Annotated in this window: 25 protein-coding genes; all 25 read left to right on the top strand. The window is 68.4% G+C overall.

Annotation, left to right across the window (positions count from 1 at the left end; all coding sequences use genetic code 11):
* The first annotated feature begins 77 nt into the window (after positions 1-77).
* The 25 genes from ITJ56_RS18895 (at position 78) to rpsC (ending at position 21,884) form a co-directional block, all read left to right on the top strand.
* A complete protein-coding gene (locus ITJ56_RS18895; protein ID WP_323749744.1) occupies positions 78-500 on the top strand; it encodes a type II secretion system protein in 423 nt (140 codons plus the stop codon).
* Between the two features lie 89 nt (positions 501-589).
* Complete coding sequence (locus ITJ56_RS07120) at positions 590-1,930, top strand: prepilin-type N-terminal cleavage/methylation domain-containing protein (protein ID WP_194629118.1); 1,341 nt, start codon at positions 590-592, stop codon at positions 1,928-1,930.
* Complete coding sequence (locus ITJ56_RS07115) at positions 1,930-2,592, top strand: PilW family protein (protein WP_228517335.1); 663 nt, start codon at positions 1,930-1,932, stop codon at positions 2,590-2,592. The genes ITJ56_RS07120 and ITJ56_RS07115 overlap by 1 nt, the downstream gene beginning before the upstream one ends.
* Positions 2,589-4,496, top strand: coding sequence for a hypothetical protein (locus ITJ56_RS07110; protein WP_194629114.1), 1,908 nt, complete (start codon positions 2,589-2,591; stop codon positions 4,494-4,496). Before ITJ56_RS07115 ends, ITJ56_RS07110 begins: the two co-directional genes overlap by 4 nt.
* A complete protein-coding gene (locus ITJ56_RS07105) occupies positions 4,493-5,356 on the top strand; it encodes a prepilin peptidase (protein ID WP_416354757.1) in 864 nt (287 codons plus the stop codon). Before ITJ56_RS07110 ends, ITJ56_RS07105 begins: the two co-directional genes overlap by 4 nt.
* Before the next feature lie 58 nt (positions 5,357-5,414).
* A complete protein-coding gene (gene pilM, locus ITJ56_RS07100; RefSeq protein ID WP_194629110.1) occupies positions 5,415-6,467 on the top strand; it encodes a type IV pilus assembly protein PilM in 1,053 nt (350 codons plus the stop codon).
* Entirely contained in the window at positions 6,464-7,231 is a 768-nt protein-coding gene (locus ITJ56_RS07095) for a hypothetical protein (RefSeq protein WP_194629108.1), read from the top strand. The genes pilM and ITJ56_RS07095 overlap by 4 nt, the downstream gene beginning before the upstream one ends.
* Position 7,232: 1 nt before the next feature.
* On the top strand, positions 7,233-7,913 hold the full coding sequence (locus ITJ56_RS07090) for a hypothetical protein (protein ID WP_194629107.1): 681 nt from the start codon (positions 7,233-7,235) through the stop codon (positions 7,911-7,913).
* Between the two features lie 160 nt (positions 7,914-8,073).
* The gene (locus ITJ56_RS07085; protein ID WP_416354756.1) at positions 8,074-8,634 is read left to right on the top strand and encodes a CBU_0592 family membrane protein; all 561 of its coding nucleotides are present in this window, start codon (positions 8,074-8,076) and stop codon (positions 8,632-8,634) included.
* 27 nt (positions 8,635-8,661) lie between these two features.
* Positions 8,662-9,153: a DUF6121 family protein gene (locus tag ITJ56_RS07080; RefSeq protein WP_194629104.1), complete on the top strand. Its 492-nt coding sequence runs from the start codon at positions 8,662-8,664 to the stop codon at positions 9,151-9,153.
* 36 nt (positions 9,154-9,189) lie between these two features.
* Entirely contained in the window at positions 9,190-10,368 is a 1,179-nt protein-coding gene (locus ITJ56_RS07075) for a hypothetical protein (RefSeq protein ID WP_194629103.1), read from the top strand.
* Between the two features lie 228 nt (positions 10,369-10,596).
* Positions 10,597-10,965: a 30S ribosomal protein S12 gene (rpsL, locus tag ITJ56_RS07070; protein WP_194629101.1), complete on the top strand. Its 369-nt coding sequence runs from the start codon at positions 10,597-10,599 to the stop codon at positions 10,963-10,965.
* 5 nt (positions 10,966-10,970) lie between these two features.
* Complete coding sequence (gene rpsG, locus ITJ56_RS07065) at positions 10,971-11,441, top strand: 30S ribosomal protein S7 (RefSeq protein ID WP_055950927.1); 471 nt, start codon at positions 10,971-10,973, stop codon at positions 11,439-11,441.
* 87 nt (positions 11,442-11,528) lie between these two features.
* Positions 11,529-13,646, top strand: coding sequence for an elongation factor G (fusA, locus tag ITJ56_RS07060; RefSeq protein ID WP_194629099.1), 2,118 nt, complete (start codon positions 11,529-11,531; stop codon positions 13,644-13,646).
* A 148-nt stretch (positions 13,647-13,794) separates the two neighbouring features.
* Complete coding sequence (gene tuf / locus ITJ56_RS07055; protein ID WP_194629097.1) at positions 13,795-14,982, top strand: elongation factor Tu; 1,188 nt, start codon at positions 13,795-13,797, stop codon at positions 14,980-14,982.
* 173 nt (positions 14,983-15,155) lie between these two features.
* Positions 15,156-16,133: a DNA topoisomerase IB gene (locus tag ITJ56_RS07050; RefSeq protein WP_194629095.1), complete on the top strand. Its 978-nt coding sequence runs from the start codon at positions 15,156-15,158 to the stop codon at positions 16,131-16,133.
* A gap of 79 nt (positions 16,134-16,212) precedes the next feature.
* Complete coding sequence (locus ITJ56_RS07045; RefSeq protein ID WP_194629093.1) at positions 16,213-17,037, top strand: DarT ssDNA thymidine ADP-ribosyltransferase family protein; 825 nt, start codon at positions 16,213-16,215, stop codon at positions 17,035-17,037.
* Between the two features lie 532 nt (positions 17,038-17,569).
* The gene (rpsJ, locus tag ITJ56_RS07040) at positions 17,570-17,878 is read left to right on the top strand and encodes a 30S ribosomal protein S10 (RefSeq protein WP_017885534.1); all 309 of its coding nucleotides are present in this window, start codon (positions 17,570-17,572) and stop codon (positions 17,876-17,878) included.
* A 13-nt stretch (positions 17,879-17,891) separates the two neighbouring features.
* The gene (gene rplC, locus ITJ56_RS07035; protein ID WP_194629091.1) at positions 17,892-18,545 is read left to right on the top strand and encodes a 50S ribosomal protein L3; all 654 of its coding nucleotides are present in this window, start codon (positions 17,892-17,894) and stop codon (positions 18,543-18,545) included.
* Between the two features lie 2 nt (positions 18,546-18,547).
* On the top strand, positions 18,548-19,207 hold the full coding sequence (rplD, locus tag ITJ56_RS07030; RefSeq protein ID WP_194629089.1) for a 50S ribosomal protein L4: 660 nt from the start codon (positions 18,548-18,550) through the stop codon (positions 19,205-19,207).
* Entirely contained in the window at positions 19,204-19,503 is a 300-nt protein-coding gene (gene rplW, locus ITJ56_RS07025; protein WP_071259768.1) for a 50S ribosomal protein L23, read from the top strand. Before rplD ends, rplW begins: the two co-directional genes overlap by 4 nt.
* An 18-nt stretch (positions 19,504-19,521) precedes the next feature.
* Positions 19,522-20,361, top strand: a complete 840-nt coding sequence (rplB, locus tag ITJ56_RS07020) for a 50S ribosomal protein L2 (RefSeq protein ID WP_194629087.1) — start codon at positions 19,522-19,524, stop codon at positions 20,359-20,361.
* An 11-nt stretch (positions 20,362-20,372) separates the two neighbouring features.
* Positions 20,373-20,654 (top strand): 30S ribosomal protein S19, encoded by a 282-nt coding sequence (gene rpsS / locus ITJ56_RS07015; RefSeq protein WP_017885529.1) that lies wholly within the window; start codon positions 20,373-20,375, stop codon positions 20,652-20,654.
* Positions 20,655-20,679: 25 nt separating this feature from the next.
* Positions 20,680-21,072 carry a 50S ribosomal protein L22 gene (gene rplV / locus ITJ56_RS07010; RefSeq protein WP_194629085.1) on the top strand — a complete coding sequence of 131 codons (393 nt, stop codon included), beginning with the start codon at positions 20,680-20,682 and terminating at the stop codon, positions 21,070-21,072.
* Complete coding sequence (rpsC, locus tag ITJ56_RS07005; RefSeq protein ID WP_017885527.1) at positions 21,072-21,884, top strand: 30S ribosomal protein S3; 813 nt, start codon at positions 21,072-21,074, stop codon at positions 21,882-21,884. Before rplV ends, rpsC begins: the two co-directional genes overlap by 1 nt.
* The last annotated feature ends 2 nt before the right edge of the window (positions 21,885-21,886 follow it).

The raw sequence follows: 21,886 nt of genomic DNA, 5'->3' as shown, positions 1-21,886 counted from the left end.
CCCGAATACGCTGATCTGCGGCGGCCGAGCAAGCCCCAAAATCATTTCTCACATTCCCCCGCAGAATGGAAACAACCATGTACTTCGCTCTCATGGGCAAGCTCGACGCTCGCCGCAAGGGTCTCCTGAAGGACGGCGAGAAGGGCTTCACGCTCATCGAGCTCCTCGTCGTCGTCATCATCATCGGCATCCTCGCCGCGATCGCCATCCCGGTCTACATCGGTGTGCAGAACAACGCGAAGGACTCGGCCGTCAAGTCGGACGTCTCGAACGCGAAGACCGCCGTGGTGAGCATCGCGACGTCTGGCACTGGCGCTTTCCCGGACTCTGCTGACCTCACCGCCGCGGACTACAAGAGCGCCGGGGCGACCAAGAGCTCGAACACCACCGCGATCACGTACAAGAAGACCACCGACGGTTTCTGCATCCAGGGCACGAGCTCGACCGCCAAGACCTTCATCGCCAACGAGACCGACGGCGTCAAGGCCGGTACCTGCTGACACTCGCTGCGAACCGTGTGGGCGCCGCCTCGTCGAGGCTGGCGCCCACACGAGCATCGAAGACACCCACTCCGCTCAGAAGGGACGCCATGATCTCGCGCATCGCCGAGCGACTGCGTTCCGCCCGCGACGACGAGAACGGCTTCACGATCATCGAGGTGATGGTCGCGATGACGATCTTCGCCCTGATCGCCGCCGGCATCGCCGCCGGGATCACCGCCTCGCTCGTCCTCTCGAAGGACACCCGTGCGCGTGAGGTCGCGTCGACGGTCGCGATGGAGGACATCGACGACCTCCGCGACACCCCGAGCATCTTCGACATCAAGAGCACGGCCAAGCCGGTGACGGTCGGCGCTCAGGAGTTCGACCTGGTCCGCAAGGTCTCCTGGACCCGGTCGTCCGGAGCCGCCACTGCGTGCGGCACCGGGGACGGCAGTCTGTCGTACAAGGCCGTCACGGTGACGGTGAGCTGGAAGACCAGCGCCGCGACCTCCGGCACGCAGCAGGTCACGATGTCGAGCGCGATCGCACCGCTCACGAACATCAACTCCGACACCACCGGCTCGATCCTCGTCGGGGTCACGAACGCGAACGGCGTCGGGGTCTCCGGCATCGTGCCCACCGTGAGCGGCGGCCCCGCCGGTGTCACGTTCCCGGCCACCGACACCGAAGGCTGCACCTACGCGTCCGGGGTCCCGGCCGGAACCTACAAAGTGGCTGTCGCGCGGACCGGGTACATCGACTCCACCCAGCAGGTGAGCCCCTCCAGCCAGTCCGTCACCGTCTCCGCCGGTGCTTCCGGAGCCGCGGCGTTCACGTTCGACAAGGCGGCGTCGTACACGTTCAAGTACGGCACGAGCCCCGCCAGTAGTGCGATCCTGCCGACGAACCTGCCCCTGTCGGTGACGAACGCCACGTCCGGCACGACCGTCTTCCCCAACTCCCCGACGAGTGCGTCACTGTTCCCGTACGCGTCCGGGTACCAGGCGGTTGCGGGTCTGTACGCCGCCGACGCCTCCTCGAGCGCGTCCGCCACCTGCTTGAGCCCGGAACCGGGTGCATGGTCGACCGCCAACAAGGCAGGGTTCAAGGGAACGGCCACCCCGTCGCAGGTCGCGGGGCAGATCCCTGTCTCCATGGGAGCCGCGACGCTCTCGAAGCCCAGCAAGTCGCTGTACATCACGGCGGTGACCACGACACCGATCAACGGGGACCCGGGTTGCGCGAAGGGCATGACCCTCGCCTTCCCGAAGCCGACCGCTGACTCGATGACGATCGCGCTGCCGTGGGGTACGTGGAGGCTCTACACCGGGACGACCCCCGGCGCGACGACGACCCCGCTCACGCTGACAGCGCCGGACACCGCGATGGTCAGCAACGGCGTGGTGAGCGGCGGCGTCGTCATGGTCGACCCGAGGACGGCAAAGTGATGCGCGCGTCCGTCCGTCGTCTCCGCCGCGACCAGCGCGGGATCACCCTGGTCGAGCTCCTGGTCGCCATGCTCGTCACGTCCCTGCTCCTCACGCTGGTCGGCAGCTTCTTCGTGTCGATGACGAAGGCGCAGCGGACCGTTGCAGCCGTGAACGACAGCACCCGCCAGGGAACCACCTCGATGACGCAGCTCAGCCGGTACCTCCGTGAAGCATCACGCTGGCAGGAGAGCAAGGCGAAGCTCAACCCCGCGTTCACCCGGGCGACAGCGACCGGCCTGACCTTCTACTCCGCAGTCGATCTGTCGACGTCGCAGTCCGGGCTGACGAAGGTCACGGTCGACATCGTGTCGAGCAAGCTACGCATGCAGCTGCAGCAGGGGAACTGCCCGGTCGGCGGGTACTGCACATTCACCGGTGCCACCCGGACGGTGTGGCTCGCCGACGTGGTCCGGACGACCGGCACCTACACGACGCAGTTCCTCTACTACAACGTCACGGACGACACGATCACCCCGACCTCGGCCACGTTCGATTCGATTCGTTCAGTCGAGATCAAGCTCGCCGTCGGGTCCGCGAACGGGACGACCGCGAACGACACGACGTTCCACGCGACCATCAACCTGCGCAACCTCGACTACGGCGCAGCGACGGAGTCATGATGCTCATCCGGATCCTCCGCGGCCTGCGCGCCCGTGATGACGAACGCGGTGTCGCCCTGGCCGCCGTCATCGGTCTCGGCGCGGTGCTCATGATCGTGCTGTCCCTCGTGGTCGCCACCGCGACGAGCGGGGCGACGAAGGCGACGACCGACACGAACTACAACAAGGCGATCGCCGCCGCCTACGCAGGCCTGTCGGAGTACCAGGGGCGGCTCGCCGCCGACAACGCGTACGTCAACTACGGGGTCCGGACGGCGTTCTCGTCGACGAGCACCTACACCGCTGACGCGTCCAACAAGGCGTTCGGGACGGCAAAGGTCGGCACCTGGGCGAGTGTCGTCGGCAGCGACGACCAGTTCTACCGCTACGAGGTCGACAACTCCGACTACCCGACGACCGGCAAGGTGCGCCTGCGGGTCACGGGCAAGGCCGGAGCCACCACCAGGACCATCGTCGTCGACCTGCGCGGGGACGGCTTCGTCAACTACCTGTACTTCACCGACTACGAGTCGCAGGACCCGAGCCTGACCGGCGCCGGGTGCACCTCGAAGCACCGCAACGACGCGGACTGGACGACGAGCAGCTGCGACGCGGTCGTCTTCGCCAGCGGCGACACCCTGGACGGACCCGTCCGGAGCAACGACGTCATCACGGCCTGCGGCGCGACGTTCAACTCGACCGTGCAGGACACCGGCCCGGCGGACTACTTCTACACGAGCGCGGACAAGGCGATCAGCTCGTCGTGCCGGAACTCGACGACCTTCAACGGCGGGAAGATCTCGACGGTCGGCACGCTGCCGATGCCGAGCACCAACGCCAACATGAAGCAGGAGGCGCGGACCGACATCACCGACAAGGTCGCGAAGCCGGGCTGCGTCTACACCGGACCGACCTCGATCACGTTCCTGGCCGGCGGCAAGATGCGCGTGGTCTCGCCATGGACGAAGAAGACCCAGTTGACCGGCACCACGAACGGGACGATCACCGGTGGGAGCACCAACGACGCGCTGTGTGGATCCGTGTCTGCGCTCGGCGGTTCGGGCGCGGTCATCCCGACCCTGCCGTCGAACCTCGTCTACGTGCAGACCGTGCCGTCGACGGTCGGTGATCCGAACTACTGGGCGTCGAGCGCAACCCCTGGGCCGTCGAACACGGTCAACGGCACCGTGAGCGCGGGGGACGCGGTCTACTGCCAGCAGAACGTGCAGACGACCTCCACCACGTACGACTGGCGGGGCCGTCCCACCACGACGACCTCGACCAGCTCGGACTACGGCAACGGCCTGGGGTACCCGCTCAGCGGCGAGTTCACCGGGACACGTGGTGACGCCGGGTACTACGGCTGCCGCAGCGGCGACGTCTTCGTGTCCGGCTCGTTCGGCGGGCAGATGACCCTCGCGGCCGAGAACTTCCTGTACGTCACGGGGAACATCACCTACCAGAACGGCCGTACGTCCGACGACATGCTCGGGATCGTCGGGCAGAAGGCGGTGTCGGTGTACAACCCCGTCTCGTGCTCGTCGTACTCCAACCTGTCGAAGACGGAATGCAACACGGGGAGCACCTCGTACTCGAGCAACCTGGCCGCGACGAAGAACATCGAGATCGACGCCGCGATCGCGAGCAACCTCGGCACGTTCAACGTCCAGAACTACCAGTACGGCGCGAACCTCGGAACGCTCACGCTCTACGGGTCGATCGCGCAGCAGTTCCGTGGCGCTGTCCGCAGCCAGTACTCGAACGGGCTGCTGACGGGCTACGCGAAGGGCTACTCCTACGACACGCGCCTGAAGTCGTCGGCCCCTCCGAAGTTCCTGCAGCCGGTGTCCACCACGTACGGCGTGACGACCGAGACCGAGTCCGCGACGGCGTTCCGCGCCGACGGCACCCCGACGGGGAAGTGACCGTGGCCGTGTTCGCCTCCGTGGCCCCCCTCGTCACCGTGCTGGTCGGTGTGCTCGGTCTCGCGATCGGTTCGTTCCTCAACGTGGTCGTGTACCGCGTCCCCGCGGGCATCTCCGTCGTCGCGCCGGCGAGCTCCTGCCCCGGCTGCGGACACGAGATCCGCGGCCGTGACAACGTGCCGGTGGTGTCGTGGCTCCTCCTGCACGCCCGGTGTCGCGACTGCAGCGCGCCCATCTCGCCGCGCTACCCGCTCGTCGAAGCCGCCACGGGCCTCCTGTTCGTCGCGGTGGCGCTGTTCTCGGTGCTCGCGCCGTGGTCGCCGCTGGCGGAGCCGACCGACGCGCGGGGCGTGGCGCACGCCGCGCTCCTCCTCGTCGCGCTCCTGTACGTGATGGCGATCAGCATCTCGCTGACGCTCATCGACCTCGACACCCACACGCTGCCGAACCGGATCGTGCTGCCGGCGTACATCGTGCTGCCCGTGCTCCTGCTCGCCGCATCGGCGGTGTCCGGAGACTGGGGCGCTGCGCTCCGCGGGGTCATCGGCCTGGTCGTCCTCGGCGGCGTCTACCTCGCGCTGGCGCTGGCGGTGCCCGGCGGGATGGGCCTCGGTGACGTCAAGCTCGCCGGTGTGCTCGGCCTCGTGCTGGCGTACCTCGGATGGGGACCCCTCGCAGTGGGTTCTTTCGCCGCGTTCCTGCTCGGAGGTACCTTCGCAGTCGTCCTCCTGGTCGTGCACCGGGCGGGCCGCCGGAGCGGGATCCCGTTCGGCCCCTGGATGCTCGCGGGCGCTTGGCTCGGCATCGCGGTGGGCGCGCCTGCCTGGGACCGCTACCTGAGCATCCTCGGGCTCGCCTGACGCCTCGTCGCGCACTGAACCACCAGACCGACCCGAAGACGGTCACGGAAGGACCACCATGTCGAAGAGCATCGTCGGCGTCGACATCGGCGCCGCAGCGATCCGCGCCGTCGAGGTGCAGGACGCCGACAAGCCGAAGCCGACGATCCTGCGCTTCGCCGAGGTCCCGGTGCCCGTCGGCGCGACGAAGCAGGGCGAGGTGCTCGAGCCGAACACCGTGGCCGGCGCACTCCGTCAGCTCTGGTCGATCGGTCGGTTCCGATCGAAGGACGTCATGCTCGGCATGGGCAACCAGCGGGTGCTGTCGCGCGACCTGACGGTCCCGAAGGCCCCCATCGCGCAGATCCGCGAGTCGCTGCCGTTCCAGGTGCAGGACATGCTCCCGGTGCCGGTGGGTGACGCCATCCTCGACTTCTACCCCACCGCCGAGGGCATGGGGGAGAACGGCCCGACCGTGAGCGGACTGCTCGTCGCCGCGGTGAAGGACGCCGTGCTCGCGAACGTGCGAGCGGTCCAGATCGCCGGACTGAAGCCCGTCGGTGTGGACCTCATCCCGTTCGCACTGGCACGGGTCCTCGCACCGGCGAACCAGCGTGGCACGGTCGCCATCGTCGAGTGCGGCGGCAACACGACGACCGTCGTCATCGTGACGGACGGCGTCCCGAAGTTCGTCCGCATCGTGCCGACCGGGGGCGATGACATCACACGGATCCTCGCAGGCCGGCTGTCGATCGACGAGGGACCTGCCGAGGCGGTGAAGCGTCACCTCGGCATGGACCCGCTCACCGCGAAGACCAGTGACGACGCGCTCGCGGTCGCGGCGGTGCGTGAGTCGATGGGCGAGCTGCTCGCCAGCCTCCGCAACACCGTCAACTACTTCGTGAACACGCACCCGACCGAGCCGATCGGGGAGATCCTGCTCTGCGGCGCCGCCGCGGCCCTGCCCGGCTTCGCCGCAGCGCTGTCGGAGTTCACCCGGACCCCCGTCCGCTTCGGGGCGCCGTTCGCCAACGTGGCGCTCGCGAAGTCCATCCGGATCGAGGACCTGCACGCACACGGTGCGTCGATCGCGGTCGCCTGGGGACTCGCAGCCGGAGGGAAAGCAGCATGAGCCAGACGAAGCCGTCCCGCACCGGACGCAGTCGACGTCGTGTGACGCAGTCCGACCCTGCCGTACGAGTCGCGGTCGAGAGCGCCGAGCGCGCGAAACGCCAGCGGCGCGCAACGGGCAGCGAGATCCTTGTCGGCGGTCGCCCGAGTGTCGACCTGCTGCCGACCGAAGTGCTCGCCGACCGACGCAGCCGCGGCGTGGTCCGCCGGATGTGGGCGGGCGTGGTCCTGGTGGCGATCGTGGCCGGCATCGCCACCGCTGCGGCCAGCCTGCTCGCGAGCCAGGCGCACGACGACCTGACCCATGCGCAGGACGAGACGCTGTCGCTCCTGCGGCAGCAGGCGGAGTACCGCGACGTCCGCGACACCGAGGCGGGAACAGCGCTGCGAGAAGCTGCGCAGTCCGTCGGCGGTTCGACGGAGATCGCCTGGCAGCCGTACCTCGGGTCGCTGAAGGCCTCGCTCCCCGCGGGCGTGGAGATCACCGGTGTCGCGATCGACTCGGCCACGCCGCTCGAGGCCTACGCGCAGGCGGACAGCCCGCTCCAGGGCGAGCGCGTTGCAACACTGACGATCGACGCTCAGAGCCCGACACTGCCGTCGGTTCCGTCGTGGCTCGACGCCGTGAAGGGGCTCAAGGGCTTCGTTGACGCGACGGCGAACTCGGTGACCCTCGACGAGACGACGGGGACCTACACGGTGAACATGACGATCCACGTCGACGAGGCCGCCTACGACGGCAAGTACCAGGACAAGGGCGAGTGACATGACCCGCAACCGACTCAACATGCTCCTCGCGGCGGCGGCGATGGTCGTCGTGGCGCTCGCCGGCTTCTTCCTGGGCGTGCAGCCGCACCTCGCGCAGGCCGCGTCGGACCGGACGGACCAGGTATCCGTCGACGCCACGAACCGCACGACGGCTGCGGAGCTCGCCCGGCTCAAGGCCCAGGCGGAGTCGCTGCCGGCGCTCAAGGCGGAACTCGCGAAGCTCACCGCCTCGGTGCCGGCGAGCGCGAGCATGTCGTCGTTCTACGGCGCCGTCGACGGCGTCGCTGCCCGCGCCGGGGTGAAGGTCTCGGCGATCACGACCTCCGATGCCGTCGCGTACGCCGCTCCTGCCGCGGCAGCGAGCGACACGGCCGCCGCCGAACCGTCGGCGACCGCGGAACCCTCTGACTCGGCCACGTCACCGGTGACCGATCCCGCGATCTCGGGTAAGAACTTCTCGGCGATCCCGGTGTCGGTGTCGGTCGACGGCTCGTTCGACCAGGCCCTGGCCTTCGTCGGCGGGCTCCAGGACGGGGCGCGCCTGTTCCTCGTCACGACGGTGTCGTCCTCGGCGTCGCAGGACTCCACGGACCAGGCCGCAACGGCCGCCACGACGTGGACGTTCGGCGGGTACGTGTACGTCCTGACCGCCGACTCGAACACGCCTGCCAAGGGCTGAACGGGCCCCCGCGGACTGGGGGCGGGCGCGCCACGCCGCCCCTCTTCCGCGACACCCGTCGCTGTGAATACGATGCTCCAGACGCCGTGATCGCGGCTGCTCATACCCTCTCGAACGGTCGGCTCGAATCGGCCGTTCCTCGTCGTGCCCGGAGTCGCGCGTGTTGGTCGGAATCGTGGAATTCCTCGGTTGGTTCGGTGCTGTAACCGTCTTGGCGGGTTACGTTCTCTTCTCTGCGGGCAAGATCTCGAACGGCCCGCTCTACCAGCTGTTCAACCTCGTCGGCGGCCTCGCGGTGGCCATCAACGTCGCCGCGCACCACGCGATCCCCTCGACGATCGTCAACGGCATCTGGGCGGTCGTCGCCGTCGTCGTCCTGGTGAAGATGGGCCGCGCTCGTCGAGCGGCGAAGCGCGGCGGTCTCGTGGTCGCCGAGACGCCGGTGCTGCACGCGGAACCGGCGGCGACCACGGGGGTCCTGCCGGTCATCGGCCCGGCCCTGCGCAACCACGAGCCGGAGGCTGCGTCCGAGGCGGGAGCAGCCCCGGGCCTCCAGGCCGACGACGCGCCGGAAGCCGCGCCCGCCCCGATGACGGAGACGGTCCCGATCATCACCGCGACCATAGCGCTCGCCCTGGTGGCGGTGGCACAGGAGCAGTCCGGCCGAGCGGAGGGCCGGGAGCGCGCCGTCGAGACGGACCGCGCGGAACCCGCTCGCTGACCAGCCGCACGGCGATACGATCGCCCCATGTCCCGGTGGTTGATCGCGACGATGACGTCCGTCCTCTTCATCGCGCTCGTGATCGCCGTCACGGGCTTCGAGGCGTTGCTCGCCGACGTCGAGGTCATCTCGCAGCCCGACGCCACCCCGTACCTCGGCCCGTCGATGGTCGTCGGTGCGGCCGTCGTGGTGTTCCTCGCGACCGCCGTCGGTGCGCGTGACGGCAACTCCGGTGTGACCGCACTGGTGGCGGCGGCGACCGTCTACCTGGTGATGCTCGGTGTCGGAGCGGTCGGGTACGCGCTCGTCCGCTCGGACCTGACGGAGCTCCTCGTGTTCCCGGCTGGTTACGCGCTCGGCCCGTTCGTGGTGGGGTCCGTCGTGGTGGCACTGCTGTCCGTCCTCGGGGGCATCGCGGCAGCGCGGCACCAGGAACGCACCGCCAGCACCACCGCGCCGGGTGCGGACCCGGCCAGGTCGGACCGGGCGATCCCGGGCGACGAGCCCGCCGGGCGGTAGTCTGCGAGGGCACGACGCACACGCAACGGGGGAACGATGAGCGACCAGCACACGCAGGATCCGGACAGGCAGGGCGGCTGGGGCGCGGTCCCGTCCGTGGCATCGATCCGCGGGACGCACGACGCTCCGGCGACGAGTGTTGCCGGAGCCGGCGTGCCGGGCGCGCCCGGGCCGACGCCGCAGCGACCGCGTCGGAAGGTCCGCCGCGGGCAGCTCGTCGGCATCATCGCCGGTGGTACCGCGGTCGTCCTCCTGCTGGTCGCCGGCGTCGTCGGCTACTCGGTCGGCTCGAGCTCGCACTCGGCGGACCGGCCGGTCCGAGCGTTCCTCGACGAGCTGACGGCGGGGCGGGTGGCCGACGCCCTCGACGCGGCCGGAATCGAGCGCGAGAAGTCCGACGTGCTCCTCGGTGACACCGCCTACGAGCAGGCGACGGACAAGGTCACGGGTTACCGCGTGGCAGCGACGCGGACGGACGGCGACACCGCGACGGTGCGGGCCTACCTGCGCCAGGGTGGGCAGGACGTCGCCGCGACGTTCACGCTCGACAAGACGGGCACCGACTGGGGCGTCTTCCCGATCTGGGAGCTGCAGGCCCCCGACCTCGGCTCGGTGGACGTCGGCGTGCGCGGTCCGTCCGGCGCCACCGTCGAGGTCGCCGGGCGCTCGGTGAAGACCGCGAAGGACGGCACGGTGAGCCTCCGGGCGCTGCCGGGCACCTACGACGTCGCCCTCGACGGTGGCAAGTGGACGACGGCTCCCGGTGGATCCACCACCGTGAGCGGCTTCGGGGGCACGACGTCGACCCCGGTGCAGATGACCACGACGCTCACGACCGCCGGGCAGCAGGCGGCCAAGCGGGCGGTGGACGACTGGGTGGACGGGTGCATCGCCTCGCAGGACGCCGCGCCGGCAGGGTGCAGCTTCTACGCCTACGGCCAGAACCCCGCCTACACCTACACGAACCAGAAGTGGACGCTCGAGACACGGCCGACCGTGCGGGTCGGCAGCTGGACCACGAACGGCTGGTTGATCACGACGACCACGTTCGGACGGGCGAAGTACACGGCGGACATCTCGGGCGCAGCCGGCACCGGAACCGCATCGGCCGGGCCCCTCAACGTGAACGCCAGTGGGTACGTCACCGGCTTCTCGTCGGACGGCGCGACGTTCCGCTCCGCCGTGGGCAACGGGTCCTCCGACACCGGCTCATGACGGTGTCGGTCGCCGGGGTGACCCGGATTGATTTCGTCCCGTTACGCGGGTAGTCTCTACCGGGTGTGCGCCCTCGGGCGCGCCCGAAAAGTCCGGCGAGCGGAATCGCCCAGCCGGACCACTCCGTCCCCCACTCGAACACCCGCCGTCCGGCGGTGATCAGCGTGGGACGAGGAAGCCGGCGGATCGCGCCGGCCAGAGAGCACGAGCGAAGAACCAGGAGAACAGTTGCCTACTATTCAGCAGCTGGTTCGCAAGGGTCGCACGCCGAAGGTCACCAAGACCAAGGCGCCCGCCCTGAAGTCGAACCCCCAGCAGCGTGGTGTGTGCACCCGCGTCTACACCACCACCCCGAAGAAGCCGAACTCGGCACTGCGCAAGGTCGCTCGTGTCAAGCTCTCGAACGGCACCGAGGTCACGGCCTACATCCCCGGTGAGGGCCACAACCTGCAGGAGCACTCGATGGTGCTCGTCCGCGGCGGTCGCGTGAAGGACCTCCCGGGTGTGCGGTACAAGATCATCCGTGGCGCCCTGGACACCCAGGCAGTCAAGAACCGTAAGCAGGCTCGTAGCCTCTACGGCGCGAAGAAGGGTTGAGTTAGATGCCTCGTAAGGGTCCCGCTCCCAAGCGTCCCGTCGTCGCCGACCCGGTCTACGGCGCGCCGATCGTCAGCCAGCTCGTCAACAAGATCCTGCTCGACGGCAAGAAGGGCCTCGCCGAGCGCATCGTCTACGGTGCACTCGAGGGCGTCACTGCCAAGAACCAGCAGGATGCCGTCGTCACGCTCAAGAAGGCGCTCGACAACGTCCGTCCGACCCTCGAGGTCCGGAGCCGCCGCGTCGGTGGCTCGACCTACCAGGTCCCGGTCGAGGTCAAGCCGCACCGCGCGAACACCCTCGCGCTCCGCTGGCTGACCTCGTACGCCAAGGCCCGTCGCGAGAAGACGATGACCGAGCGTCTCATGAACGAGATCCTCGACGCGTCGAACGGTCTCGGTGCCGCGGTCAAGCGCCGCGAGGACACGCACAAGATGGCCGAGTCGAACAAGGCCTTCGCCCACTACCGCTGGTAGTCCCGGCACCGTCCGGGCATCGGTGGTCAAGAACCCCGGCGCCCGGACGGCCGCCAACCTCTCCTACAACTCTTCCGGAGGAACCCTGTGGCACAGGACGTGCTCACCGACCTGAACAAGGTCCGCAACATCGGCATCATGGCGCACATCGATGCCGGCAAGACCACGACGACCGAGCGCATCCTGTTCTACACGGGCATCACGCACAAGATCGGTGAGGTCCACGACGGCGCTGCCACGATGGACTGGATGGCGCAGGAGCAGGAGCGCGGCATCACGATCACGTCGGCCGCGACGACCTGCTTCTGGGACAACAACCAGATCAACATCATCGACACCCCCGGTCACGTGGACTTCACGGTCGAGGTGGAGCGTTCGCTCCGCGTCCTCGACGGTGCCGTCGCCGTCTTCGACGGCAAGGAGGGCGTCGAGCCCCAGTCCGAGACCGTGTGGCGTCAGGCGGACAAGTACAACGTCCCGCGCATCTGCTTCGTCAACAAGATGGACAAGCTGGGCGCCGACTTCTACTACACCGTCGACACGATCATCAACCGCCTCGGCGCGGAACCCCTGGTGATCCAGCTGCCGATCGGCTCCGAGAGCTCGTTCGAAGGCGTCGTCGACCTCGTCCAGATGCGTGCACTCACCTGGCGCGGCGACGCCAAGGGTGACGTCGCGATGGGTGCGAAGTACGAGATCGAAGAGATCCCGGCCGACCTGCAGGACCGTGCCGCCGAGTACCGCGAGAAGCTCATCGAGCGCGTGGCCGAGGCGGACGACGTCCTCATGGAGCGCTACCTCGAGGGCGACACCGACTTCACGGTCGACGAGATCAAGGCCGCGATCCGCGCCCTCACGGTGAGCAGCACCCTCTACCCGGTGCTGTGTGGATCCGCGTTCAAGAACCGCGGTGTCCAGCCGATGCTCGACGCCGTCATCGACTACCTCCCGTCCCCGCTCGACGTGCCGCCGATGATCGGCCACGACGTCAAGGACGAGGAGAAGGAGATCATCCGCAAGCCCGACGCGACCGAGCCGTTCTCGGCTCTCGCGTTCAAGGTCGCGGTGCACCCCTTCTTCGGTCGCCTCACCTACGTCCGCGTGTACTCCGGCTCGATCGAGTCCGGCGCACAGGTCATCAACTCGACCAAGGGCAAGAAGGAGCGCATCGGGAAGATCTTCCAGATGCACTCCAACAAGGAGAACCCGGTCGCCAACGTGACCGCCGGTCACATCTACGCGGTCATCGGCCTCAAGGACACCACCACCGGTGACACCCTGTGCGACCCGACCAACCAGGTCGTCCTCGAGTCGATGACGTTCCCGGAGCCGGTCATCGAGGTCGCGATCGAGCCGAACACGAAGGCCGACCAGGAGAAGCTCTCCACGGCCATCCAGAAGCTCGCCGAAGAGGACCCGACGTTCCGCGTCGAGCTCAACGCCGAGACCGGTCAGACGACGATCAAGGGCATGGGCGAGCTCCACCTCGACATCCTCGTCGACCGCATGAAGCGCGAGTTCCACGTCGAGGCGAGCGTCGGTAAGCCCCAGGTGGCCTACCGCGAGACCCTGACGAAGGTCGTCGAGCGCTACGACTACACCCACAAGAAGCAGACCGGTGGCTCCGGTCAGTTCGCGAAGGTGCAGATCGCGCTCGAGCCGATGGAGGTAACGAGCGAGAAGGTCTACGAGTTCGTCAACGCGACCTCCGGTGGCCGTGTCCCGCGCGAGTACATCCCGTCGGTCGACGCCGGTATCCAGGACGCCATGCAGGTCGGCATCCTCGCGGGTTACCCGACGGTCGGCGTGAAGGCCATCCTCAAGGACGGCGCGGCGCACGACGTCGACTCGTCCGAGATGGCGTTCAAGATCGCCGGTTCGATCGCCTACAAGGAAGCGGCCCGCAAGGCCGGTCCGGCGATCCTCGAGCCGATCATGGCCGTCGAGGTCCGTACTCCTGAGGAGTACATGGGCGACGTCATCGGTGACCTGAACTCCCGTCGTGGCCAGATCGCCTCGATGGAGGACGCCTCGGGCGTCAAGGTGGTCCGCGCGAGCGTGCCGCTGTCCGAGATGTTCGGCTACGTCGGCGACCTGCGGTCGAAGACCTCTGGTCGTGCGGTCTACTCGATGACCTTCGAGACCTACAGCCAGGTCCCGGCGAAGGTCGCCGAGGAGATCATCGCGAAGAACGCGGGGGAGTGACGCTCGAGCGTCTCTCCACAGGCGGGGGAGCCCGGCGACGGGCCCCTCGCCACCAAGTAAAGTAAAGACACACACCGCGCACCAACGGTCCCGAGCCCATCCAGGGCCGGCCGGGGGTGACGCTTCCGAGTCCTGAGGAGGACCCACAGTGGCCAAGGCCAAGTTCGAGCGCACCAAGCCGCACGTCAACATCGGAACCATCGGTCACGTCGACCACGGCAAGACGACGCTCACGGCGGCGATCACCAAGGTTCTGCACGACCAGTACCCGGACCTCAACGAGGCCCGTGACTTCGCGCAGATCGACAACGCTCCCGAGGAGCGCCAGCGCGGCATCACGATCAACATCTCGCACGTCGAGTACCAGACCGAGAAGCGTCACTACGCGCACGTCGACGCCCCCGGTCACGCCGACTACGTGAAGAACATGATCACGGGTGCGGCGCAGATGGACGGCGCGATCCTCGTGGTCGCCGCCACCGACGGCCCGATGCCCCAGACGCGTGAGCACGTCCTGCTCGCCCGCCAGGTCGGCGTCCCCTACATCGTCGTCGCACTGAACAAGTCCGACATGGTGGACGACGAGGAGATCCTGGAGCTCGTCGAGCTCGAGGTCCGCGAGCTCCTCGGCTCGCAGCAGTTCGACGAGGACGCCCCCGTCGTGCAGGTCTCGGCGCTCAAGGCGCTCGAGGGCGACGAGAAGTGGGTCAAGTCGGTCCAGGAGCTCATGGCTCAGGTCGACGAGCACGTGCCGGACCCGGTGCGCGCCACCGACCAGCCGTTCCTGATGCCGATCGAGGACGTCTTCACGATCACCGGTCGTGGCACGGTCGTCACCGGTCGCGTCGAGCGTGGCACGCTCAACCTGAACGAGGAGGTCGAGATCGTCGGCATCCGCGCGACGCAGAAGACCACCGTCACGGGCATCGAGATGTTCCGCAAGCTGCTCGACCAGGCGGTCGCCGGTGACAACACCGGTCTGCTGATCCGTGGCCTCAAGCGTGAGGACGTGGAGCGCGGCCAGGTCGTCGTGAAGCCGGGTTCGGTCACGCCGCACACGGAGTTCCAGGCGAACGCGTACATCCTGACGAAGGAAGAGGGCGGGCGTCACAACCCGTTCTACGCGAACTACCGCCCGCAGTTCTACTTCCGCACCACGGACGTCACCGGCGTCATCACGCTGCCCGAGGGCACCGAGATGGTCATGCCCGGCGACACCGTCGCGATGACGGTCGAGCTGATCCAGCCGATCGCCATGGAAGAGGGCCTCCGCTTCGCCATCCGTGAGGGTGGTCGTACGGTCGGTGCCGGTACGGTCGAGACGATCGTCAAGTAACTCCGGTCACCTGCGCCAGCGGGGTCGAGCCTTCGGGCTCGGCCCCGCTTCGTCGTAGGCGGCCACTGCCGGGCGGTGGGCGGCACAGGACGGGAGGCCCGGGGCACGACCGGTGTCGCGCCTTCCGTCCGCCCCGTGCCCCGTCACAGGCGTTGCGGAGTTGGCTCGATGCCGTGACACGTCTCCGCAGATCCGCGACCTCCGGTCGCGGCTACCGCCGCGTCCGGACCGGACGCGGCTTCTCGTTCCGCGATCCCGACGGCCGGACGGTGACCGATCCCGCCGAACGTGCCCGACTCGAGGAGTTCGTGATCCCGCCCGCGTGGGACGACGTCTGGATCTCGCCCTACCCGAACGGGCACATCCTGGCCACCGGCACGGACGGCGCCGGCCGGCGGCAGTACATGTACCACCCGTCCTGGCGCGAGCGGATGGACCGCATCAAGTACGACCGCGCGCTCGCGCTGGCCGAATCACTGCCGGTCGCTCGTCGCGGTGTCACGCAGGACCTCCGTCGCCCCGAGCCCGACCGCCGCCGGGCACTGGCCGCGGCCTTCCGGATGCTCGATCAGGGATCGCTCCGGGTCGGATCGGAGCGGTACGCCAGCGAGCACGGCAGCCGCGGACTGTCGACGCTCCTCTGCGCCCACGCGCACGTGACCGGGGACGACATCGAACTCGACTTCCCGGGCAAGAGCGGGCAGGAGTGGTCGTCGTCGATCCACGACCACGACCTCGCACGGGTCATCGCCGGTATGAAGCGCCGTGGCCCGAACGCGCGGTTGCTGTCCTTCCGCGAGCGTCGCGGTGCCGAGTGGGAGCCGCTCTCGGCCGAGGACATCAACGCCTACGTGAAGGAGCGCGCCGGCGACGAGTTCACCGCGAAGGACTTCCGGACGCTGCACGGCACGGTCGCGGCCGCGGTGGACCTCGCCAAGACCGGCCCGCAGTCCTCGCAGGCGAAGCGGAAGAAGGCTGTGTCGCACGCGGTGAAGGCCGCCAGCGAGGAGCTCGGCAACACCCCGACCGTGTGCCGACAGAGCTACATCGACCCCCGGTTGCTCGACGCCTACGACCACGGGGAGACGATCGATCCGAACCGGCTGGCGTCCGCTGAGGCCGAGGTGCGTGCCTTGCTCTACCGACAATGACCACACGGTCGCCCGGATGACGTAGCGTTGGTCGACGTGCCGGACCACCCCACACGGCACGGAAGGACCCTCAACAGTCGTGACCGACGAGTGCATCCACGGTTTCCCCACCGAGCTCTGTGACATCTGCGCGCCCCGGCAGCGCGAGGCGGAGACGCCAGTGACCCCGGCGCCGCGCCGGACCCGCATCACCACCAACCTCCGCGTCGACCCGCCGGCCTCCGGACCGGGGACGTCGCTGCGTTCCCCGACCTCGCTCCGGTCGTCGTCCGCCGACCTTCCCGAGGCCCGGGAGTTCGCAACCCTCCGCGCCCACCACGTGACGCACATCGACAACCTCGACGGCATCGTCGGGGCGGCCGCGATCCTCGCGCCCGGCCAGGCCGAGCCCGTCGTCGACGTCAGCTCCGCCGAGACCCGGGCCGCGCGTGCCGAGGCCGAGGCGCCCGACGGCTCGTCGATCGCCGGGCACGTGCCGTTCATGCTGTCACCGGACGCCACGCGCTGGGACGAGCTCCGCACGGGCGCCGAGGGTGACCGCTGGTCCGACGCGGCCCGTCGCACGCGTGCGATCGACTACGTCGTGCTCGTCGTGCCGGTGTCGGCGTTCGGTGCATCGGTCATCGTCGCCGATCAGGACGCCGATGCGGACGACGTCCGGTTCGCGGTCGGCCCCGACGCCGCGACGAACCTGATCCGGCGCACGGACTTCAGCGACCCGGAGATGCACGGCCTCGAGCTGCTCGCCGGCCCGAGCGTGCCGTTCACCTCGGTGGCCGTCATCGGTGTGCCGAACGACAAGGCTCGCCAGACCGTCCGCGCCGTGCTCGCCGACCACGGCGGACACGCACCGCGGGTCGCGGTCTTCCCGCCGTGGTTCGTGCCCCCGGTGACGGCCGAGTAATCCGCCACCGCGAGGGCCTGCCGACCGTCCTCCACGCACCCTCCGGACCACGTCCGGAGGGTGCGTCGCGTTGTGGGCCGCCACGGGCCTCCAGGCCCTCCGATCCGCGCGGACCGGGCGATGCGGGGCCCCGGCGACACGCCCGGTAAACCGCGACACGCCCGGGTTGCACGTGGGCCGGGCCTATGCGAGACTTGTCCGGTTCCGAATTCCCCGTGGGTACGCCCACAGGATCACTGCTCTGGCAGTGCACAACCCCCCTGTTCAGCAGGGCTGGGTTGGGCCGCAGGCAGCAGAACACGACTCTCCGAGATGCGACGGACGCGGTGCACGACTGCTGCGCCCGGAGCGCGAAAGAGTCGATTGCCCACGCTGGACGGCCCCGGTCGCCCGCGCGGTTGACAGGTGAACAGCGGTCATCCCCAGCGGATGCGGCCGGTTGGTTCAGGAAAACAGCACGGTCCGTAGGAATGCGGAACCGAGCGGCGTCAGGCGGCCAGAGGGTGCGCGGCGCAGAGAGGACAAGAGACACATGGCGGGACAGAAGATCCGCATCCGGCTCAAGTCGTATGACCACGAGGTCATCGACACGTCGGCCCGGAAGATCGTCGACACGGTGACCCGTGCCGGTGCAACCGTGGTCGGCCCGGTGCCGCTCCCCACCGAGAAGAACGTGATCGCAGTGATCCGTTCCCCTCACAAGTACAAGGACTCGCGCGAGCACTTCGAGAAGCGCACGCACAAGCGGGTCATCGACATCGTCGACCCGACGCCGAAGGCCGTCGACTCGCTCATGCGACTCGACCTGCCGGCGGACGTCAACATCGAGATCAAGCTGTAAGGGGGCTGAACTGATGGCGAATTCACTCAAGACCGTCAAGGGCCTCCTCGGCAAGAAGCTCGGCATGACGCAGGTGTGGGACGAGAACAACAAGTTCATCCCCGTCACCGTGATCGAGGTCGGCCCGAACGTGGTCACCCAGATCCGCAACGTCGAGCGCGATGGCTACGAGGCCATCCAGATCGCCGCCGGTGCGATCGACCCGCGCAAGGTCAACAAGCCTGCTGCCGGTCACTTCGAGGCCGCCGGGGTCACCCCGCGCCGTACCCTCACCGAGATCCGCACCGCGGACGCTGCTGAGTACGCACTCGGCCAGGAGCTCACCGTCGACACGTTCGAGGCGGGCCAGAAGGTCGACGTCGTCGGCACGTCCAAGGGCAAGGGCTTCGCCGGTGTCATGAAGCGTCACGGCTTCCACGGCGTCGGTGCCTCGCACGGTGCGCACCGCAACCACCGCAAGCCCGGCTCGATCGGTGCTTCCTCGACCCCGTCGCGTGTCTTCAAGGGCATGCGCATGGCAGGTCGTATGGGTGGCGAGCGCGTCACCGTCCTCAACCTCACGGTGCACGCCGTCGACGCCGAGAAGGGTCTGCTGCTCGTCAAGGGCGCCGTCCCCGGTGCTCGCGGTCGCTCCGTCTTCGTCCGCACCGCCGTGAAGGGTAAGTGATCATGGCCACCACGACTGCAACCACGATCGACGTCCTCGACGCATCGGGTGTCAAGTCCGGCACCGTCGAGCTGCCCGCAGCTCTCTTCGACGTCGAGACCAACGTCCCGCTGATCCACCAGGTCGTCACCGCGCAGCTCGCAGCCGCGCGTCAGGGCACCCACAAGACCAAGAACCGCGGCGAAGTCCGCGGTGCCGGTCGCAAGCCGTTCAAGCAGAAGGGCACCGGCCGCGCCCGTCAGGGTTCCGTCCGCGCTCCTGAGCACACCGGTGGTGGCGTCGTCCACGGACCGACCCCCCGCGACTACTCGCAGCGCACCCCGAAGAAGATGATCGCCGCAGCGCTGCTCGGCTCGCTCTCGGACCGCGCTCGCGGTGGCCGTATCTCCGCTGTGGAGGGCTTCGTCGAGGCTGAGATCCCCTCGACCAAGACCGCCCGCACGCTCCTCGAGAAGGTCGCGCCCGTCAAGCACGTGCTCATCGTGCTCGAGTCGGACGACGAGCTCACGCTCAAGTCGATCCGCAACCTGTCGAACGTCCATGCGCTCTCGTACGGCCAGCTGAACGCCTACGACGTGCTCCGCTCGGACGCCGTCGTCTTCAGCAAGAGCGCCCTCGACGCCTTCATCGCGTCGAAGACCGCGAAGGAGATCACCGCATGAGCGGCTTCAACAAGGACCCGCGCGACGTCATCATCTCGCCGGTCGTCTCGGAGAAGAGCTACGGGCTCATCGACCAGGGCAAGTACACGTTCATCGTGGACCCCCGCTCGAACAAGACCGAGATCAAGCTCGCCATCGAGAAGATCTTCGACGTCAAGGTCGCGAGCATCAACACGCTGAACCGCCCGGGCAAGACCCGTCGCACCAAGTTTGGTCTCGGCAAGCGCAAGGACACCAAGCGCGCCATCGTGACGCTCAAGTCCGGTTCGATCGACATCTTCACGGCTGTCGGCTGAGGACCAGAGGGATAAATCATGGCTATTCGTAACTACAAGCCGACGACCCCCGGTCGTCGCGGCTCGTCCGTCGCCGACTTCGCTGAGATCACTCGTTCGACTCCGGAGAAGTCCCTGCTTCGTCCGCTGCCGAAGACCGGTGGTCGCAACAGCTCCGGCCGCATCACCACGCGTCACATCGGTGGTGGCCACAAGCGCCAGTACCGCGTGATCGACTTCCGTCGCTCCGACAAGGACGGCGTGGACGCCAAGGTCGCTCACATCGAGTACGACCCGAACCGCACCGCGCGGATCGCGCTCCTGCACTACGTGGACGGCACGAAGCGGTACATCATCGCGCCGAACAAGCTCAAGCAGGGCGACGTCGTCGAGCAGGGGCCCGGCGCCGACATCAAGCCCGGCAACAGCCTGCCGCTGCGCAACATCCCCGTGGGTACCGTCGTGCACGCGATCGAGCTCCGCCCCGGTGGCGGCGCGAAGATGGCCCGCTCGGCCGGCGCCTCGGTGCGTCTCGTCGCCAAGGACGGCCCCTACGCGCAGCTCCGTCTGCCGTCGGGCGAGGTCCGAAACGTCGACGCCCGCTGCCGCGCCACGATCGGCGAGGTCGGCAACGCCGAGCAGTCGAACATCAACTGGGGCAAGGCCGGCCGCATGCGCTGGAAGGGCGTCCGCCCGACCGTCCGTGGTGTCGCGATGAACCCGGTCGACCACCCGCACGGTGGTGGTGAGGGCAAGACCTCCGGTGGTCGCCACCCGGTCAGCCCCTGGGGCCAGTCCGAGGGCCGCACGCGCAAGTCGAACAAGCCGAGCGACAAGCTCATCGTCCGTCGCCGTAACGCCGGCAAGAAGCGCAAGTAGGAGTTCAGAAGATGCCACGCAGTCTGAAGAAGGGCCCCTTCGTCGACGAGCACCTGCTCCGCAAGGTCGTCACGCAGAACGAGGCCAACACCAAGAACGTGATCCGCACGTGGTCGCGGCGGTCGATGATCGTCCCGAACATGCTCGGGCACACGATCGCCGTCCACGACGGGCGCAAGCACATCCCGGTGTTCGTCACCGAGTCGATGGTCGGTCACAAGCTCGGCGAGTTCGCGCCGACCCGCACCTTCCGTGGACACGTGAAGGACGACAAGAAGGGCCGTCGCCGCTAAGGCGGCGACGCAGAGGAGGAACGAAATGGTGGAGTCGATCGCACGCGTGCGACACATCCGCGTCACGCCTCAGAAGGCCCGTCGCGTCATCGAGCTGATCCGCGGCAAGCAGGCCCACGAGGCCCTCGCCATCCTGAAGTTCGCCCCCCAGGGCGCTTCGGAGCCGGTGTACAAGCTGGTCGCTTCGGCGATCGCGAACGCCCGGGTGAAGGCGGACTCGACGAACAGCTTCCTCGACGAGCGCGACCTCTACGTGAGCCGCGTCTTCGTCGACGAGGGCACGACCCTGAAGCGGTTCCAGCCGCGCGCCCAGGGCCGCGCCTTCCGCATCAACAAGCGCACCAGCCACATCACGGTCGTCCTCGCGACGCCGGACGAGGCAGAGGCTGCCGCGACGAGCAAGAAGGCGAGCAACTAATGGGCCAGAAGGTCAACCCGTACGGTTTCCGTCTCGGGATCACGACGGACCACGTCTCGCACTGGTTCACCGACAGCAAGAAGGCCGGCCAGCGCTACGCCGACTACGTGGCCGAGGACATCAAGGTGCGCGAGTACCTGAAGAAGACCCTCGACCGTGCCGGCGTCGCCCGCATCGAGCTCGAGCGCACCCGTGACCGTGTCCGCGTGGACATCCACACGGCTCGTCCGGGCATCGTCATCGGACGCCGCGGCGCCGAGGCGGAGCGCGTTCGCGGTGAGCTCGAGAAGCTCACCAAGAAGCAGATCCAGCTGAACATCCTCGAGGTCAAGAACCCCGAGACCGAGGCCCAGCTCGTCGCGCAGGGCATCGCCGAGCAGCTCTCCGCTCGTGTCGCGTTCCGTCGCGCCATGCGCAAGGGTCTGCAGGGTGCACAGCGCGCCGGCGCCAAGGGTGTCCGCATCCAGGTGTCGGGCCGTCTCGGCGGCGCCGAGATGTCGCGGTCGGAGTTCTACCGCGAGGGCCGTGTGCCGCTGCACACGCTCCGCGCGAACATCGACTACGGCTTCTACGAGGCCCGGACCACGTTCGGCCGCATCGGCGTGAAGGTCTGGATCTACAAGGGCGACATCACGAACAAGGAGCTCGCTCGCGAGCAGGCGAACCAGCGTTCGTCGCGCCCGGAGCGTCGTGGCGGCCCGCGTGGTGAGCGCGGAGACCGTGGCGGCGACCGTCGTGGCGGCGACCGCGGTGACCGCCGCCCGCAGCAGGCCCCGCAGGACGCGCCGGCCGGCGCAGGAGTTGAGGCGTAACC

The organism is Curtobacterium sp. VKM Ac-1376 (genome assembly GCF_015351025.1).
Lineage (GTDB): Bacteria > Actinomycetota > Actinomycetes > Actinomycetales > Microbacteriaceae > Curtobacterium.
Note: the sequence above shows the minus strand (reverse complement) of the source record. Positions and strands in the feature narration are given on the sequence as shown.